Source organism: Borrelia turicatae 91E135 (assembly GCF_000012085.2).
Classification (GTDB): Bacteria; Spirochaetota; Spirochaetia; order Borreliales; family Borreliaceae; genus Borrelia; species Borrelia turicatae.
This window is the reverse complement of record NC_008710.1, coordinates 734026-749069: the sequence shown is the minus strand read 5'-3', so window position 1 is coordinate 749069 and position 15044 is coordinate 734026. Positions and strand designations below refer to the sequence as shown.

The 15044-nt window shown below is 28.9% G+C and carries 19 protein-coding genes and 1 tRNA gene; 3 read left to right on the top strand and 17 right to left on the bottom strand.

What is annotated here, in order from left to right; translation table 11 throughout:
* Window positions 1–1767 carry a hypothetical protein gene (locus BT0_RS03580; protein WP_041178523.1) on the bottom strand — a complete coding sequence of 589 codons (1767 nt, stop codon included), beginning with the start codon at window positions 1765–1767 and terminating at the stop codon, window positions 1–3.
* Window positions 1768–1892: 125 nt separating this feature from the next.
* On the opposite strand from BT0_RS03580, the gene BT0_RS03575 reads away from it, so the two are divergent.
* Window positions 1893–3116 carry a CCA tRNA nucleotidyltransferase gene (locus BT0_RS03575; protein WP_011772641.1) on the top strand — a complete coding sequence of 408 codons (1224 nt, stop codon included), beginning with the start codon at window positions 1893–1895 and terminating at the stop codon, window positions 3114–3116.
* Here the strand turns inward: BT0_RS03575 and rnc are convergent.
* The 16 genes from rnc to BT0_RS03495 all read right to left on the bottom strand — a co-directional run bounded on the left by rnc (window position 3088) and on the right by BT0_RS03495 (window position 14375).
* Window positions 3088–3822 (bottom strand): ribonuclease III, encoded by a 735-nt coding sequence (gene rnc / locus BT0_RS03570; protein ID WP_011772640.1) that lies wholly within the window; start codon window positions 3820–3822, stop codon window positions 3088–3090. The two genes, BT0_RS03575 and rnc, sit on opposite strands and share 29 nt — an antisense overlap.
* A gap of 5 nt (window positions 3823–3827) precedes the next feature.
* A complete protein-coding gene (acpP, locus tag BT0_RS03565; protein WP_025443510.1) occupies window positions 3828–4070 on the bottom strand; it encodes an acyl carrier protein in 243 nt (80 codons plus the stop codon).
* Between the two features lie 22 nt (window positions 4071–4092).
* Window positions 4093–4275, bottom strand: coding sequence for a 50S ribosomal protein L32 (gene rpmF, locus BT0_RS03560; protein ID WP_011772638.1), 183 nt, complete (start codon window positions 4273–4275; stop codon window positions 4093–4095).
* 51 nt (window positions 4276–4326) lie between these two features.
* Window positions 4327–4824, bottom strand: coding sequence for a pantetheine-phosphate adenylyltransferase (coaD, locus tag BT0_RS03555; protein WP_011772637.1), 498 nt, complete (start codon window positions 4822–4824; stop codon window positions 4327–4329).
* A gap of 2 nt (window positions 4825–4826) precedes the next feature.
* Window positions 4827–5366: a hypothetical protein gene (locus tag BT0_RS03550; protein ID WP_041178522.1), complete on the bottom strand. Its 540-nt coding sequence runs from the start codon at window positions 5364–5366 to the stop codon at window positions 4827–4829.
* A gap of 273 nt (window positions 5367–5639) precedes the next feature.
* Window positions 5640–5900 carry an EscU/YscU/HrcU family type III secretion system export apparatus switch protein gene (locus tag BT0_RS03545; protein ID WP_011772635.1) on the bottom strand — a complete coding sequence of 87 codons (261 nt, stop codon included), beginning with the start codon at window positions 5898–5900 and terminating at the stop codon, window positions 5640–5642.
* Window positions 5901–5908: 8 nt separating this feature from the next.
* Window positions 5909–6739 carry a hypothetical protein gene (locus BT0_RS03540; RefSeq protein WP_011772634.1) on the bottom strand — a complete coding sequence of 277 codons (831 nt, stop codon included), beginning with the start codon at window positions 6737–6739 and terminating at the stop codon, window positions 5909–5911.
* Window positions 6717–7079, bottom strand: a complete 363-nt coding sequence (gene rplS, locus BT0_RS03535; RefSeq protein WP_041178521.1) for a 50S ribosomal protein L19 — start codon at window positions 7077–7079, stop codon at window positions 6717–6719. The genes BT0_RS03540 and rplS overlap by 23 nt, the downstream gene beginning before the upstream one ends.
* A complete protein-coding gene (gene trmD / locus BT0_RS03530; protein WP_011772632.1) occupies window positions 7057–7776 on the bottom strand; it encodes a tRNA (guanosine(37)-N1)-methyltransferase TrmD in 720 nt (239 codons plus the stop codon). Before trmD ends, rplS begins: the two co-directional genes overlap by 23 nt.
* Window positions 7773–8273, bottom strand: a complete 501-nt coding sequence (rimM, locus tag BT0_RS03525; protein WP_011772631.1) for a ribosome maturation factor RimM — start codon at window positions 8271–8273, stop codon at window positions 7773–7775. The genes trmD and rimM overlap by 4 nt, the downstream gene beginning before the upstream one ends.
* Window positions 8274–8276: 3 nt before the next feature.
* Window positions 8277–8525 (bottom strand): KH domain-containing protein, encoded by a 249-nt coding sequence (locus BT0_RS03520; protein WP_011772630.1) that lies wholly within the window; start codon window positions 8523–8525, stop codon window positions 8277–8279.
* A gap of 9 nt (window positions 8526–8534) precedes the next feature.
* Window positions 8535–8786, bottom strand: a complete 252-nt coding sequence (gene rpsP / locus BT0_RS03515) for a 30S ribosomal protein S16 (protein WP_011772629.1) — start codon at window positions 8784–8786, stop codon at window positions 8535–8537.
* A complete protein-coding gene (gene ffh / locus BT0_RS03510) occupies window positions 8783–10132 on the bottom strand; it encodes a signal recognition particle protein (RefSeq protein WP_011772628.1) in 1350 nt (449 codons plus the stop codon). Before ffh ends, rpsP begins: the two co-directional genes overlap by 4 nt.
* 60 nt (window positions 10133–10192) lie before the next feature.
* A complete protein-coding gene (locus BT0_RS03505) occupies window positions 10193–11401 on the bottom strand; it encodes a host adaptation transcriptional regulator BadR (protein ID WP_011772627.1) in 1209 nt (402 codons plus the stop codon).
* A 318-nt stretch (window positions 11402–11719) separates the two neighbouring features.
* A complete protein-coding gene (gene fusA / locus BT0_RS03500) occupies window positions 11720–13726 on the bottom strand; it encodes an elongation factor G (RefSeq protein WP_041178520.1) in 2007 nt (668 codons plus the stop codon).
* 124 nt (window positions 13727–13850) lie between these two features.
* Complete coding sequence (locus tag BT0_RS03495) at window positions 13851–14375, bottom strand: Dps family protein (protein WP_011772625.1); 525 nt, start codon at window positions 14373–14375, stop codon at window positions 13851–13853.
* Between the two features lie 69 nt (window positions 14376–14444).
* On the opposite strand from BT0_RS03495, the gene BT0_RS03490 reads away from it, so the two are divergent.
* Together BT0_RS03490 and BT0_RS03485 are read left to right on the top strand one after the other, a co-directional pair.
* On the top strand, window positions 14445–14888 hold the full coding sequence (locus tag BT0_RS03490; protein ID WP_011772624.1) for a CAP domain-containing protein: 444 nt from the start codon (window positions 14445–14447) through the stop codon (window positions 14886–14888).
* Window positions 14889–14940: 52 nt separating this feature from the next.
* Window positions 14941–15014, top strand: a tRNA-Val gene (locus tag BT0_RS03485).
* The last annotated feature ends 30 nt before the right edge of the window (window positions 15015–15044 follow it).

The window sequence follows — 15044 nt, the reverse complement described above, 5'->3', positions numbered from 1 at the left end:
CTATAAATTTTCAAGTATAAAAAGAGATTGTTTAATTATAAACAACACATTAGCAATAACATAACCTAAACTAATCTTCGTATTATCTTCCGTAGACAATTTATGAGAAATATTAAGAGTACTTTGTATAAAAGCATTATTATTGTCTAAAAGAGCAATGTACTTCTCCTTAAGATCAATAAAACAACCCATAAACTCAAAAACCAAACCTTTAACGGTCTCAACCTCACTCAAACACCATTCCAAAATTTTCTCCTTATAAGAATCATCACTATCATAATTTTTGTTATATCGTTCATACTCCTCATTTTTATAATTAAGCTCAAAATACAAATCATAAACTTTTTTTCTCAGCACACTTATATTTCTCTCAAGCTTAATATACAAACTTCTTAAGTCGGTATTATTGACAAGTACCACATTATTTACGGTTCTTAATATTTCTATTATCTTTATGTCATAAATATATTTAAAGAATTCATTGAGAAAGTAAAGTTTTTTAAAATTTGAATATTCAAGCTCCATTCCCTTAAAAATCATGCTATCTAAATTAATAATAACACTATAATTTTCAATTAACTTTTTAAGATCTCTATTCACAAGTATTGCTAAAGACTTAGCATAGTTTTTAACAAGCTGCTCAGTAACATTTAAAAATAAAATATTTTCATAAAAACCTTTTACATCAAAACAAGGAACATAATTTTTAGGCTTTAAAACGGGATTTTCATAATAAATTTTAAAAACATCTAAATAAGGCAAAGTTTTTGACAAGCTAATGATTTCTGTCATAATACACAAAATGTCTTTAAACATAGAATCAATTCCTAAAAGACTCTCTTCACTTAAAATATTATTCTCATTTGACTTTATTATTAAAAAATAATTTTTAACAATAATTTTCAGAACCTCTTCATTTATTTCAATATCTTTTAATGTATGCAAAATCTCAAAGAAACATTTAAAATACTTACTCACACTCTCAAAACTGGTACTAACTGTCCTATCAAGATCGGAAACATCAAAATTACCCATATCGTCTAAAGGCTCAACATTAAAAAAAGAAAAAAAAGATCTATAAGGAAAAAATGCAATACCATTTAGAACATAAAAAAATTCAAACATATCCTCTACAACTGAATAAATTTGTAAAGGAATTGAAGCAATATAATTACCAATTCTTATTTTAATAATCTCTTCTAATTCATCTTGTGTTTTATCTTTTTTTAAGAATTGTTCATACTCCTCAGGTTCCAAAAAATCTTCTATCTCACACTGAGAATTAGGAATTTTACTGTGAATAACTTCAAACATTGCTTGTTCAACAATATTCCCTTTTTCTAACATCTTAAAATACCCTTTAAGCTTAACTAAATGGCAATAAAGTTCAAAAAACATTTCTACAAACCCTATACGTAGATATCCTTTTTTAAAATCTATGACAGGATTTTTATACATATTATTAACATGATCTTCTAATCTTTTTAGAAGATGCATTTTATAAATATCCTCTTTAGTCTTATCTTTTTGAAAAAACTTTAAGATATATACCCATATTCTTACCCAAAATGACTCTTCCATGAATTTTTTGGACAAAAAATCATCAATTTGCATGGCAAAATTTGAATATAAGTAATTAGAATTATTTTCAGACAATACTGAAGAATTTAGGCTTAGATTCTTTTTAATCTCTCTTATCAATTTAGCCCTTGAATCCTTTGAAAGCTTATCAATAGAATCATATATACTAACATTACTCTTGTTCATAAAACCCCATTTATAAATGTTTAAATATACATCAAACAAATATTATTTTATGATATTTTAAGAATAAACTAAAATTATATTTTAACCTTAGAAAAAATAATATTTCAACTATAATATATTTCTATATGAATCTAGGCATCAATACTAAAGACATAATAAAAATTAGTAAAATCTTTAATAAGCATAATTATGAATTCTTCCTAGTAGGAGGTGCTTTAAGGGATTTACTTCTTAAAAAGATACCTTATGATTTTGACTTCACAACAAATGCAACTCCAGAAGAAATAATGCAACTATTTCCAAACAACGTGAAAACAGGAATAAAGCATGGTACAATAAGCATAATTTTTAATAAAAAAATTTTTGAAGTCACAACTTATAGAATAGACATAGACTATGAAAACAAAAGAGCCCCTAAAAACATAAAATTTACAAAAAACTTAAATGAAGATCTTCAAAGAAGAGATTTTACAATAAACTCAATCGCAATGAATATACTTAACTATGAAATAATAGATTGCTATAAGGGAAAACAAGACCTTAACAAAAAAATAATAAGATGTATAGGGGACCCAAACAAAAGATTTGAAGAAGATGCTCTTAGAATACTCAGAGCTGCAAGATTTGCATCCACACTTGATTTCACAATCGATAAAAATACATTAATTTCCATGAAATATAAAAAAACAAACATCCTATTTCTATCAAAAGAAAGAATAAACAATGAATTTATTAAACTTCTAGAAGGAAAAAACCCAATAAAAGGAATCAATTATCTACAAAAAATAAATTTCTTCAAGTACTTTTTCAACATAGAAATAAACAAAAAATTAAAAAATAAAATTACTCTTTTAAACAAAAACAAATTTTATCTAAAAGCAATGGTTATTTTTACAATAAAAAAAGATATATCATGTTTAATAGAAAATTTAAAATCACTTCGATTTTCAAATAAAGACATTAAATTAATACTATTATATAAAACCGTTATTAATGAAATCAACACGCTAAGAATTAAAAAATTACATGATATAAGAATCTTGTTAAGCAAAGCTACCAGAGAAAACTATAAGGAAATACTCGACATATATAAAGCTCTTAAAGGAAAAGATCATAAACTTAAATTTATAATAAATAAAATAAGAAGAAAAAAACTACTTAAAGATCCCTTATCCTTAAAAGAACTAAAAATAAATGGCAACGATATCAAAAACCTTAAATTAACAGAAAACAAAAATATTGGAAAAATCCTTGACTACCTATTAAGAGAAGTACTAACTAATCCCAAATTAAACAAAAAAGAGATTCTAATCAAAAAAATTAAAGATCAATATTTGCAATATTCTTAAGTGCCATCTCAGCTGCTATCATCTCAGCTTCTTTTTTAGACTTTCCCTTACCATTAGATATAAATTTATCATTAACATAAAGTTCAACACAAAAAACCTTATTATGATCAGGGCCTAACTCTTTAGCCAACTTATAAGTGGGAGAAATTTTATATTTTTTTTGAACATATTCTTGCAAAAGACTTTTATAGTCTTTAAAATCACCACGATTAAACATCAACCTTATATGAACTTCAAAAAGCTCTATGACAAAATCCAAAGTCTTTAAAAAACCACCATCAAGATAAAGTGCACCAACAAAAGCCTCAATAGCATCTGCAAGAATACCTTTCTTATTACGTCCATCATTATTCTCTTCCCCCCTACCAAGCAAAATATAGTTGCCAAGGTTAAGTTCTCGAGCAATACTAGAGAGAGATTCTTCACTAACAATATAAGATCTGGCCTTACTAAGTTCACCTTCACTCTTTTCAGGATAAAATCTATATAAATAATCTGTAATAATAAGATTAAGAACAGAATCTCCTAAAAACTCTAATCTTTCATTATTAGCATATTTTTGGTCAAATTCATTTGCATATGATGAATGACTTAAAGACATATTTAGCAAATCAATATCATTAAAATCAATATGCAAACCCAGTAAGAACTCATTTAACTTTTTTCTCCGATCTGTATCCAACTTCATTACAACAGCAGAACCCATGATATCTAATCCTTTTTTTTCTCAATAAAGGCAACAACATCACCTATGGTCTCAAATTCACTAGCCTCATTTTCTGGAATCTTATCATCAAATGCTTCCTCAAGTAAATATAAAAGTTCATAAATATCAAGACTGTCTGCACCGAGATCCTCAACAAACCTAGATTCCATAGTAATTTCATCTTCTTTTTTATCAAGCTGCTCGGATATAATAGACCTAACCTTTTTAAAAATCTCACTTTGATCCATAAACAAACATTCCTCGTTCAAACTACAATCCTAATTCTAAATATTGACTATTTCTATAATAACCACACTTCACACATACTCTGTGCCTTACTGCAAGGTTACCACAATTTGAACACTCTTGAAATTGTGGTATTTTTTTCCTCATATTTATACTGCGCCTCGTCCTACTTCTAGACTTTGAAGGCTTAAATTTTGGAACAGCCATCTCTTTGTCTCCTTAAACATAAACAAACATATCTTAATAATATATATATTATTAAGATAATTTGTCAATAAATTTAGATTTCAACTTTTTTTGCACTAAATCCGGGATAAAACTTGAGAGATCAAAATTCTTATTCTTTATCAATTCTTTAACAAGATCTGACCTTACAAACAGATATTTATCACTACTTGGTAAAAATACTATGTCTATTGAAGGACTAAGCTTGTTATTAACAACATATCTTTCAAATTCAAATTCAAAATCATGAAAAGCCCTAACACCCCTAACAATAAAACCAATATTATTTTTTAAAGCATAATCCAAAATAATTCCATCATACCTATCTACAAAAATTCTTGACCATCCTAAAGATGCAATAACCTCAAAAGTAAGTTCATATCTTTCAATATCACTAAGCAAATAACTCTTAGCACTATTATTAGCAACAAGAACAATAACCTTATCAAAAATTAATGATGCTCTTTTCACTAAATCAATATGTCCCCAAGTAATAGGATCAAATGACCCAGGAAATAATGCTACTCTCATAATTAATAAAATTTAAATCCTTTATTCATATCTTGAAAAATTTTTTTTCGCCAACTAGGACAACTCTCTAAATTTTCAAAATCAACTTCCCTGACTATCTTAAAAGCCAAACTGTTTCCTCTAACAGACTTATCAATAACAAAAAATTTACCAACACCCCCATACAATAAACTTTCATTCTTAAAAAGCTCATTCTCAGACTTCAACTTATCAATAGCACAATCAAAATGTATAGGTTTATCTTCACCATTCAACTTCATAGACATACAAGAAATAATATCTCTGATAGGTTTTTCACAAATAGGACATACTTCTTTAAACCTTATACGCAATCTGCGGTCTTTACTAAAACCTTTTTGTTTATTACCCTTATAATTCTTTTGGTCATTAGAGTTAGTACCCACAGATTTATTATCATTAGTATTCAAAGCCACAACATTTTGTTTTTTAAGATCAGATTTTACTTTTCTCATTTTCCAATAAGGAACTTTGTTTACCTTTCTAAAATCATTGCCACAAGCTTTATTTTGATCAGACTTCAAGACTATCTCCCTCAACTATACAAGACAAATAAGTAATCTCTTAAAATTAAACACAATATCAAAAAACATTACAAATGACCTCAAATCACTAAATGTGATATATTCTAATACTGTACTTACCATACTTGTCATTTTCGACATTAATTGAATATCCCAAAATTTTAAATGGATAAACATTTCAATATTTTATCTCTATAAAATAAAAATTATTAAGCTTTTCAAGCAAATATTTTAAAGCAAAAACCTTGCCACGATTTCCAATTTGTCTAGTATTCATAATTTATTACTCTTCAATTTATAAACAACAGATAAAATATGTGCAACTACTTTAAAATATTTAGAATCAATAAAATCACCCTCATTAACCAAAAATAAGCTCTCAGATAAATATTTATCCTCCACAATAGGAATACCCTCTCGCTTAGCAAGCTCTTTTATACGTAAGACCTTCTCTCCCCTAGCCTTAGCTAAAATAAAAGGCGCTGGAAATTTAGTATCATATTTAATCAATAAAGCTAATTTTTCTCCATGCATATCTTATCTCATATCTTATAATCAATACTCTTAGCTACTATTACTTCACAATCAAAATCTTCAAATTCTTGAATTGAATCTAATATTTTTATATCAGTTATATTATAACGAAAAAGAGATCTTCTCAGCTCCCTAACAATATTATTTAAATCAAAATTTGCATATATTCTTAATTTAGAATTAGCTCCAAAAAGATGAATCTCACAAATAATTTTTTCTTGTTCATTAAAAAAATAAACGAAACTCCACTTATAAACCATTTCCAAATCTTTATAAGAAAATAAAAATAACAAACCACTTCCTTCCATAAATTTAAAGGGAATTGAAATAATAAAATTATTATCGTTTTCAATAAAAATTGGCAGTTTATTATCCTGTTCTCTTATTTCTAACTTACTACCAAAATAATTATAAATTTGCATAAAATCCTGTTCTGTTATAATTTGATCATACAAAGTTAAAAGAAACTTTAAAACAAACTCATCTTTTATATTAGCAAAAATATTCCTAAACAATTTCTTAGTGTTTTGATCTAAAGAATTACCTCTTCGTTTAAATACAACCTTATCATCAGTTTCAAATAAATCTAAATCTCTAAACATAGATGCATAATTAACATGAATCAAAAAATTACCTGAAGTATTAACTATCTTAGCAAAATACTTAAAACCAACTTTTAATGGCAAATTACTCTTTACTTCAAAATAATTGCCTAAAAAAGATACAAGCCACTTATTAACACCAAGGGACTTAATAACTTCCAATCTCCCATTTAAAGGAAACTTTTTGTTTAAAGTAATTTTAGATACTTGAGTATTATTTAAGCTTCTTAATATCAAGACGCTCTTTCACCTTCATAGCGGCTTTACCAATTCTATCTCTCATATAGTAAAGTTTTGCCCGCCTTACCTTCCCTCGCTTTAACACTTGAACCTTTTCTATAATAGGTGAATGCATAGGAAAAATTTTCTCAACTCCAATACCTGAAGAAATTTTTCTAACTAAAAAAGTTTGTCCAATGCCTTTATTTTGAATAGATATAACAAGACCCTCAAAATTTTGAATTCTCTCATTAGTGCCTTCAATTATTTTATAACTAACACGTATAGTATCTCCTACCCTAAAATCAAAACTTTCTGTTCTCTTTCCTTTAGCTTCAATTTTTCTTATTAAATCCATCATTTTCTCCTCTCATTTCCAAATATTTAAGGTACAAATCATATCTATTTTTCTTTGTTTTTTCAATAGACTTCATAAATCGCCATTTTCTTATTTCCTCGTGATGACCTGAAAGAAGCACATTAGGAACTTCTAATCCCTTAAATTCATAAGGTCTAGTATAGTGAGGATACTCAAGCAAGCCACACTCACAACTGAAAGATTCCTCAAGCAAGGAATTCGGATTTATTACACCCTCTAACAATCTATATACACTATCTATTATGACAAGAGCAGCAACTTCACCTGAAGATAACACATAATCTCCAACTGAAATTTCAAAATCAACATACAAATCAATTATACGCTGATCAAGCCCTTCATATCTTCCACAAATTATAACAAGTTCATCCTTCTTTGACAAGTCATAAGCCAATTTTTGATTATATTTCAACCCAGATGGACTCACAAATATTGTGGTTTTTGATCTCGCATTTACATAATCAAGAGCAGCAGAGATAGGCTGGGCTTTTAAAACCATACCCGCACCCCCACCATAAGGAATATCATCGCATCTTTTATGTTTATCATCAGAAAAATTACGAATAGATATGACTTCACAACTGATGATGCCTTTACTTATAACTTTTTTCATTATTGAATTTTCAAAAAATGGAGTAATGATTGAAGGAAATAAAGAGAGAATAGTAATTTTCATTTTAAGAGATCTAATACCTTAAGCTCAATAGTTTTCAATTCTCGATCAATATCTCCAAGATAAATATTTAAAAAGGGAACAAAAAATAATTTACTTCCAACTTTAACTTCAAGAAGAATTGACGCAACACACTCAAAAAAAGATACAACAACTCCCAATTCTTTTCCATTATTAACAAGCTTATAACCAATAAGCTCGCCAAAGTAATACTCACCCTCTTCCAATTTAGATGCAAATTCATCATTTACCCATAACTCGAAACCGATTAAATCCTTGATAAGCTCAGGAGTATTAAATTCTTCAAATTTCAATAACAACGAATGATTCATTAAAGATACGTCTTCAACTTTTACTTCAATTGAAGAGCAACATTTCTTTTTTAAAACTAATTTATTACCCTTTAAATCAAAAAAATCATCAAAACCATTGGATATGCTCTTAACTTTAGCATATCCATTAATTCCATAAGATGACAATATTATGCCTTTTACAAACATAAATTAGTCCAAAATTTCTAGTTGAACTCTCCTATTTGTTTTTGCAGCACAAGCACTAAGAAGTGTCCTAATAGCCCTTGCAATGCGTCCTCTCCTTCCAATTATTTTTCCAACATCATTTGCAGAAACTCTTAATTCTAAAATAGTTGATTTCTCACCTTCAACCACATTTAACTTAACCTCATCTCTCTTATCTACAAGAGATTTGACTACAAATTCTATAAGCTCAATTTCATTACCGTACTCTTTCATTAAGTCCTCCTAACTCTCAACTTTAAAATTATTTTTATTCAAAATTTTTTTAACAGTATCACTTGGAATAGCTCCTTTGCCTATCCAATCTCTAAACTTATTCTCATTAATTTTGACTTGATTTTGCTTTTCAACAGGATGATAATACCCAAGCTCTTCAATGGCTCGTCCATCTCTAGGCGAAGCAGAATCCATGACTACAATTCGATAATAAGGCCTCTTTTTTGCCCCCATCCTCTTTAATCTTATCCTAACACTCAATTTATCATTCCTCCTTTATCTCCAAAAAGAGATGCTATCTTATTTTGAAAACTCTTATTTTTCATTTTTTTCATCATCAAAACAGTCTGACTAAATTTTTTCATAAACTTGTTTACCTCAAAAACCGTTGTTCCACTTCCCAAAGCTATTCTTTTCTTTCTTGAAGGACTATTTAAAATGACAGGATTTAATCTCTCTTTTTTAGTCATAGACAGAATAATTGCCTCTTCTCTTTTAAGTTCTCTTTCATCAACACCACGATTTAACATTTCTAATGAAACACCCGGAAGCATCCCCATCAAACTAGAAATTCCACCCATATTACGCATATATTTAAACTGATTTAAATAATCCTCAAAATTAAAGTTGGCTTTCTTAAATTTTTCCTCAAGTCTTAAGGCCTCTTCTTTATCTATAACACTCTGAGCCTTTTCAACAAGACTAACAACATCTCCCATACCAAGAATTCGTGAAGCAACTCTATCTGGATAAAAAACATCAAGGTCCTCAGGTTTTTCTCCAACTCCAACAAATTTAATAGGTGCTCCACAAATAGTCTTAAGTGATAATATGGCACCACCTCTAGCATCAGAATCAAATTTTGTAAAAATTACACCCGTAATACCAACACTATCATTAAATTCCTTAGCAATATTTACAGCACTCTGACCCGTCATTGCATCTGCAACTAATATTGTCTCCGTAGGGGCCACAATCTTCTTTATCTCTATTATCTCTCTTAATAATAAATCTTCAACTTCAAGACGCCCTCTAGTATCTATTATTACAGTATCAAAAAGCTCTGTTTTAGCATATTCAATGGATTTTTTTACAACTTTAATAGGATCACTCTCACCCTCAAGAGAAAACACAGAAACACCAACTTGCATACCCAAAATCTTTAACTGATTAACCGCTGCCGCTCTAAAAGTATCTGCAGCTACAAGAAGAACTTTCCGATTCTCTGATTTAAGTCGCATAGCAAGTTTTGCACATGTTGTAGTTTTCCCAGAACCCTGAAGGCCAAGCATAAGAATGCATGATAATTTGTTAACGGGACTTAAAACAAGCTCAGAATGCTTATCGCCCAGAAAATTTATAAGTTTATCATTAACAATCTTAATAAACTGAGACTTAGGATCAATATTTCTTAAAACTTTAATCCCCTTTGCCTCTTCGACTACAGAATTTATAAAACGTCTTACAACTCTTAAATTAACATCGGCTTCAATTAAGGCATTCTTAATAGTGTCAATGGCTGCTTCAATATTTTTCTCATTTATCACAGATTTTCCAGAGATATACTTTACAAAATCTCTAAAACCCGTACCTAAATTTTCAAACACTAAAAATCACCTTCATTTGTAAAAAATCCTACAAAATATACAATACAAAAAAAGGAAATATTAATCAATATCTCCCCCGGTCAAATAGAATTTATTGAATATAACACTAGAAGCAGGTCCAACAACAGATACTTCAGTATCTAGAGAACTAAGCTTTAATATTATGCTCTCTTTATTCAACCTTTTTATTTCTTTTTTTAACAAATCAAAAAAACTCTTAAGTTTAAAACTTTGCCCATAAAGCACTAAATAATTAAAATCAAGAACCCTTTGAATATTAATAATAACTATTGCCAAGTATTTTACCGTATCTTCCATTATTCTATGTATAAACTCATATTTATCATGAAGAGCAAAAATGTCATATATCGTAACTTTTTTAAGCCTACTCTCATACTTGTCATAAAGCTCAGGAATCTCTCCATTCATAAACTCTTTTGAAATCAAACGCTGAAGTGCAAAATTAGATATCAACATATTAACACACCCCTTATTTCCACATGTAGGACAATTTTTCTCTCCTCCATAATCAATTACCATATGACTAACCATACCAGATTTATTATTAAATCCAGCATAAACATTACCACCAGACCAAATAGAAAGCTCAGCGGTATCTGTATAATCGAAAAACATGATGTTATCTACATTCTTACCCATAAACTCAGCAAGAGAAAGATTTTTAACATAACTCTCAAGATACACTGTAAGTGAAAAATACTCTTCTAATATAGCCTTAACAGGAACATCTTTCTCAATCCATGCACCATGACTATCATTAACAATTCCAGATTCCTTATCCTTAATTATACCAGTAATACTAAATCCCAACCCAATAAATTTATCCCTTGAAAAATTATGTTTCCAGATAATCTCAATCATATGATCTTTAATTTTTTCCAAGATCTCATAAGCGCTAACTGGTGGTTCAAAAGAATAAGTCTCACTTATTAAAACCTCACATTTAAGGTTTGCAATTCCTATTTGAAAATAATTACTTGAAATAATTACTCCCATCGAATATGCAAAATCTTTATTGATATCAAGAAGTATTTCTTTTCGTCCATGCTTTTTAATGCCTGATTCCTTTGAACCAACTTCAACTAAAATATTCTCCTTGATCATATGATTAGTAAGAATCGTCACAGCCGCATTTGTCAATGATAATTTACGTGCCAAATCTGTCCTTGAGTATTGCATATTCTTTAAACTAAGGAGTATCTTTTTTCTATTACCACCTCTAATTGAAACCATGTTCTCACCCTGCATAACACAACCTCCTTTATTTTTAAAATAAAAAAATATTAATAATAAGACATAATATCAAAAAATCACCCTAATATTCTAGTAGCACTTACAAGACAAAAAAATCTTTTTTAATAACAAAAAATATCTTATATTTATTAATAATTGAAATAATCCAACAAAATATTAAAATACAAATTTTAAAGCTCATAACCAAAAGACATAACTGCTAAAACTTTAAAAGAATAGAGAAAATAATATATCAAACAAACATGTACCTTATAATTTAAAGACATAAACTTATACATAAATTGATTTATAAATATTAAAAAAAATGATTACTCACATTTTTTCTTTAAAGTATGAAAACTCCATGGTAAAAACCCCTCTACCTTTAGTAGCACTTCTTAAAATAGACGTATACCCAAAAAGTTTTTCAAAAGCCGCTTCGGCTTTGATTATCTCATAGTTCTCAATATTACTAATAGAATGAATCATTCCACCAATAAAATTCAATGTAGAAATAACCTCTCCAGTATACTCAATAGGAGTTCTAATTTCTAACATCATTACTGGCTCAAGCTTAATAGGATTTGCCCTTTTAAAAAATTCATTAAAAGCAAGACCCGCTATTGATTCAATGACAGATTCATTAACCTTGGACTTATCATAATCCAATGAAGTAATCTTAATTCCCGCATCAATAATCGGATATCCAATAATGCCACTTGAAAAGGAAGAAGTTATACCCCTTAATATCGCAGCCTTAAACAAAGGCTCAACATCGCACTCAAATTCTATTTTATTTCCTTCACCTCTCACCAAAGGACTAACAATCATCCCAATTTTTAAATTCAGTTCCTTACCTGCAAACATATTAACAAACTCAAATACATCATTAACTGTCGAACTTAAACTCTCCCTATAGCTTACTTGGGGTTTACCTGTATAAACATTAAGCTTAAAATCATCTCTAATTCTCATAATAATAATCTCAAGATGCAATTCACCCATTCCAGACACCAATAATTGTCCCGTTTCTTTACTTTCTTTATAACTAAAAGTAGGGTCTTCTTTAGCAATAACTTCAAGAACTTCTTTAAGCCTAACATCATCGGATGCTTTCTCTGGCTCAATAGATATTAAGACAACTGGCTCTGGAAATACTAAAGGCTCAAGCACAACCTCATTATTTTCCTCAACAAGAGTATCTCCCGTTATAGAATATTTAAGTCCAATAACTGCCCCAATATCTCCTGCTTTGACTTCATCAATTTGCTCATTTTTATTTGAAAAAACCCGAAAAATCCTTGTAAATTTTTCACGTTTATTTTTAGCAATATTAACAATCCTTTTAGACGAATTCAGTACTCCTGAATATACCCTAATAAAATAAAGATGCGCTGCAATTGTACTAAAATATTGAACCTTAAACACAAGTGCAGATAACTTTTTTTCATTTTTAGGATCAATGGATACACTCCTATCCGTTTTTAAAGAATAAGCACTGATTTTTTTTTCAAAAGGACTTGGGAGATAATCCACAACTGCATCTATTAAAGGCTCTATACCAATATTTTTAAGACTAGTTCCCATCAAAACAGGAATAATAAAACCACTAATAGTACATCTTCTAATCTCTTCAATTATGATAGAATCATCAATAACAGAATTTTCAAGAAAAAGTTTAGTAATTTTATCACTAAAATTACTAATAGAATCTATTAAATTTTCCCTAAAAATTTTAACATTTTCAATAAATTCTTCACGAACTACACTCTCAAGCACAATAGGTTTGCCATCCCTAAGTTCAAAATGCAATTCTTTATTGCGAATAATATCTATGACTCCTTCAAAGTTATTCTCACTCCCAATTGGAATTTGTAAAACTATCGGAACTATACCAAATTTATTTTTTATGTCTTCAACTACTTTAAAAAAATTCGCTCCTACACGATCCATCTTGTTAACGTAAGCAAGTCTTGGAATACTATACTTTGATGCCTGTTTCCAAACCGTTTCGGTTTGTGCCTGAATTCCATCGACAGCACTAAAAACAACAATCCCTCCATCAAGAACACGAAGAGATCTTTCAACCTCAGCTGTAAAATCCACATGCCCAGGAGTATCAATAATATTGATCTGATGATTCTTCCAATAGCAAGTAATAGCAGCAGAGCTAATTGTAATACCCCTATCTTGTTCTTGTGACATCCAATCAGTAATAGTATTGCCAGAATCAACATCTCCTATCTTATGAGTTCTACCAGTATAATATATAATTCTTTCTGTAGTAGTAGTTTTGCCAGCATCAATATGTGCCATAATCCCAATATTTCTAATTTCCATAACGCCCTCAAACACCATAAAAGCTATAGATCCTGCTATAGCTTTCTTCAATTAAATCACAATTATATTTAATTAAGACATATAAAATAAATATTAAAAAGTATTTTTATATCATATCACAAGATCAATGTTTTTCACTACAACACCCTTTCTTATGACATGGACACTCACAATCACTTAACAAAGATCTGTACATCCATAAATATTTTTCAAAAGAAACAATAATATCATCTAAAATATTAGCCGTCCCATAATCAGATGTGCCATCAACAAAACACCTTGTCTTAGACATATTTTTAAGAATGTCATTAAGATTACAAACAATACTGCTAATTGAAGGTTCAAGACTTGAAGTAATATCTAAACTAATTTCATTAATAAATGATTTTTTAATGAATTCAGAACATCTAAACTCAGAATCATATCCAAGCGCTCTAGCTCGCTCAGCTAGAATATCGATAACCTCTGCAACATAATCATAAAGTTTTTCGGTTTTTTTATGAATTACAAAAAAATTAACATCTTTTATGTTCCAATGAATACCTCTCAAATTAGCATAAAAAACATGAAGTCCTGCTAACAATTCTTGAAGTTTTAAATTTATTTTATCTAAATCATCCGTCTTCAAATAATTTAAATGATTTGCCATATCATTCTCCTACTTAAAATAAGTCAATATATGTTACAATAACATTATTTTAGTATAAGTAGGCTTATTATGCAAAAGAAATTTATTTCTATTATTTTAATTTTTACAAGTCAATTTATACTCTTAGGTATAAATGAAGACTTAGAATTTCTTTATTCATCAATTCACCAATTAAGAAATGATCTACACTTAGAAAAGCTAGAAATAGATAAAACTCTTGAGATAGTGGCAAAAGAATATGCAATAAATCTTAATGAAAATAAAGTATTAACTCATACACTCTTTGGCACAACTCCCATGCAAAGAGTCAAAAAATATGATAAATACTTTTGTAGGATAAGAGAAATTTTAGCAGCAGGGATGGATGTCCAAGATGTAACTGGCGCCTGGCTTAAAAGCAAAAAACACAAAGAAGCTCTTTTAAATAAAGACACAAGTAAAATGGGAGGATATGTACTACGAACAAAAGATAAAAAAAACATATTTGTAGTTCTTTTCGGAGAAAAATTCTGAACAAATTGACATAAAGCAAATTTATTTTATATAATGTTTTTCAGTATCAAAAGGGTTCATAGCTCAGATGGTCAGAGCGCCTGCCTTACAAGCAGGATGTCGGGGGTTCGAATCCCTCTGAACCCAAAATTATTTTATTCAAGAGGACTTAAAGCA

Excerpts from the sequence above, each read along its gene's own strand:
- BT0_RS03580 (WP_041178523.1), bottom strand. The coding sequence starts at position 1,767 with ATGAACAAGAGTAATGTTAGTATATATGATTCTATTGATAAGCTTTCA.
- BT0_RS03505 (WP_011772627.1), bottom strand. The coding sequence starts at position 11,401 with ATGCAGGGTGAGAACATGGTTTCAATTAGAGGTGGTAATAGAAAAAAG.
- BT0_RS03495 (WP_011772625.1), bottom strand. The coding sequence starts at position 14,375 with ATGGCAAATCATTTAAATTATTTGAAGACGGATGATTTAGATAAAATA.
- BT0_RS03490 (WP_011772624.1), top strand. The coding sequence starts at position 14,445 with ATGCAAAAGAAATTTATTTCTATTATTTTAATTTTTACAAGTCAATTT.
- trmD (WP_011772632.1), bottom strand. The coding sequence starts at position 7,776 with ATGAAAATTACTATTCTCTCTTTATTTCCTTCAATCATTACTCCATTT.
- rpmF (WP_011772638.1), bottom strand. The coding sequence starts at position 4,275 with ATGGCTGTTCCAAAATTTAAGCCTTCAAAGTCTAGAAGTAGGACGAGG.
- fusA (WP_041178520.1), bottom strand. The coding sequence starts at position 13,726 with ATGGAAATTAGAAATATTGGGATTATGGCACATATTGATGCTGGCAAA.
- BT0_RS03575 (WP_011772641.1), top strand. The coding sequence starts at position 1,893 with ATGAATCTAGGCATCAATACTAAAGACATAATAAAAATTAGTAAAATC.
- acpP (WP_025443510.1), bottom strand. The coding sequence starts at position 4,070 with ATGGATCAAAGTGAGATTTTTAAAAAGGTTAGGTCTATTATATCCGAG.
- coaD (WP_011772637.1), bottom strand. The coding sequence starts at position 4,824 with ATGAGAGTAGCATTATTTCCTGGGTCATTTGATCCTATTACTTGGGGA.
- rimM (WP_011772631.1), bottom strand. The coding sequence starts at position 8,273 with ATGTTTGTAAAAGGCATAATATTGTCATCTTATGGAATTAATGGATAT.
- rnc (WP_011772640.1), bottom strand. The coding sequence starts at position 3,822 with ATGGGTTCTGCTGTTGTAATGAAGTTGGATACAGATCGGAGAAAAAAG.
- rplS (WP_041178521.1), bottom strand. The coding sequence starts at position 7,079 with ATGGATTTAATAAGAAAAATTGAAGCTAAAGGAAAGAGAACAGAAAGT.
- BT0_RS03545 (WP_011772635.1), bottom strand. The coding sequence starts at position 5,900 with ATGCATGGAGAAAAATTAGCTTTATTGATTAAATATGATACTAAATTT.
- BT0_RS03520 (WP_011772630.1), bottom strand. The coding sequence starts at position 8,525 with ATGAAAGAGTACGGTAATGAAATTGAGCTTATAGAATTTGTAGTCAAA.